The sequence below is a fragment of the Schnuerera sp. genome, assembly GCF_035459645.1.
Taxonomy (GTDB): Bacteria; Bacillota; Clostridia; order Tissierellales; family Tepidimicrobiaceae; genus Schnuerera.
This window is the reverse complement of record NZ_DATHXO010000400.1, coordinates 1-2,284: the sequence shown is the minus strand read 5'-3', so window position 1 is coordinate 2,284 and position 2,284 is coordinate 1. Positions and strand designations below refer to the sequence as shown.

Annotated in this window: 2 protein-coding genes; both read right to left on the bottom strand. The window is 32.8% G+C overall.

The window, feature by feature from the left end; all coding sequences use genetic code 11:
* Positions 1-1,531, bottom strand: a 1,531-nt coding sequence (locus VK998_RS09460; RefSeq protein ID WP_325227884.1) for an MBL fold metallo-hydrolase, incomplete at its 3' end; no start/stop codon positions are given.
* A 232-nt stretch (positions 1,532-1,763) separates the two neighbouring features.
* On the bottom strand, positions 1,764-2,284 hold a 521-nt coding region (locus tag VK998_RS09455; protein ID WP_325227883.1), incomplete at its 5' end, for an ATP-binding protein.

Below are 2,284 nucleotides of genomic sequence, written 5' to 3'. Positions count from 1 at the left end.
CGCCGCGCTCACTGCGCGCTCGAAGCTCGCCCCCGCCTGAGCCATCGCCACGACCAGCTGGCTCGACAGGTTCGCGTTGTCTCTCGCTGCGCGCTGGTGGGCCTTCTTTAATCTGAACCCTTTTATATAAAGGTTTTATCTTTTTCATCATGGAAAGTTGTTTTCTAGGCTTTTTAAATCTTATATCATACTCTTCCCCATTTGATGGTACATAAACTTGAGCTCTAACATCTCTATTTACTTCATTAGCAAATATGGAGATTATATCCTTATCCCCATGAACTAAAAATATCTTTCTAGGTGTAGTTCTATTTATTATCCCCATTAACTCAACCTTATCTCCATGTGCAGATAAACCGTATTTTCCTATTCCACATTTCAAAGGTATATTTTTGTCATTAATGTTTATATATCGCTCCTTTTCATCTGTATCCAAAAGATTTAATATTTCTTTTCCAGGTGCTTCCTCATCTTGATATCCTGTTATGGCAATATAATTCCTTTCATCTGAAGCAAATTTCTCTGCATAGAATGTACTAGGCCCTCCTTTTAACATACCCGAACTGGATACAACACAAAGTCCCTCATCTAAATTCACAATCTCATCTCTTATTTCATTATTAGATACAGGGATTATATTATCATCATAAAATATATCATTACCTTTAAAAATTTTTTTAGCTAAATTCCGCTTTAAATAATTAGGATTAAGCTTATACACCCTATTTATATCCTTTACCATCCCATCTACATATATTTTAAATTTAGGCAATCTTCCTTTATTTATAGCTTTTTTCAACAATAATACTATTTCTTGAGCTCTCCCTAATGCAAAAGCTGGTATAAGTATTTTCCCTTTGTTTAAAATGATTTCTTTAACAATTTCAATTAATCGTTCTTCTTCTACTTGTCTATTAGAATGGAGTTTATCTCCATAGGTAGACTCCATTACCAATACATCAGGTCTTAACTTTGGAACTGTGGCAGCATTTACCGTTTGCTGTTCCACTCCTGATACATCCCCTGTATAGAGAAGTGTACCTTCTTTTCCCTGAATATATATGAGTGCTGCTCCTGCAATATGTCCTGCATTATAAAAAGTTATCTTTATATCAGAATCTTTTATTGGTTCAAAAGTATATTGAGGAGAATAACATATAATTCTACTCAACATCTCTTGTACATGCTTTTCAGCATAAATAGGTATTTCTCCTTCAGCATTATTCATTATTTTTAAGCTATCATACAACAATACTCTGATTAAATCTTTGGTGGCATGGGTCATGTATATTTTAGCTTCAGGATATTCTCTGCTAATTATAGGCAATGCTCCTGTATGATCCATATGAGCATGGCTTATTATTATAGCATCAACTCCACCTAATTCTTGTATACGTCTAAAATCAGGCAAAGAATCCTTTCCACCTTTCATTCTAATTCCACAATCCAGCAAAACCTTCTTCCCATCTATATTTAAAAGATAACAACTAGCCCCTACTTCACCTGCACCACCACAAAATACTAACTTCACTTTATCACCTCAACTTAGATTATTAACATTCATATCAAATCATATTCTCATATATATTATATCTAAATTTCTAACTATACTTCAATTAAAATTATGGACAGGCAAGCATTATTAAATGAAAATTCCAATATTTTATTTCTTTTTCATATTGTTTTAAATACACTAGATCATGCATATTATTATGCCCGTCAATTTGTAATAGGACAGCAAGAACCGTACCTGCTGTCCTATTTTAATCTGGTCTATATATGGTCAAAATAAATTCTTCACCTATTTCCTCTAATTCTGGTTCTCTTGCACCAAGGTTTTTCATGTTTTTTATAATCATTGGTATACCTCTACCTAATTGATCAATATATCTTAAGTTTTCCATATATTTTACTAAAAATGGATTTCTAGCATAAGATACACCTATTTTCATTTTATCTATTGTAACCGTATTAGGTAATTTACCTGGGCTATGAAACTCTATCCTATCAGAGAACATTAAAACTCTTATTTTAGATCCAATTATACTATAATTTCTGTGTACAACTGCATTTACTAAAGCTTCTCTAAGTACTACGACAGGATATAATTCTTTTTCTTCTCTTACAGCACCTACTATAGTTGAGGGAGTTTTTATATTGTTTTTTATTACTACTAAAGCTTGTTCTACTATATCTGGTAAGTTTCCTACTATCTGTTTCTTGTCTATTAACTCCTCAGTTATATCATCTCCTCTAAAGTGTGCAAAGCTAATTCCAGATTGGG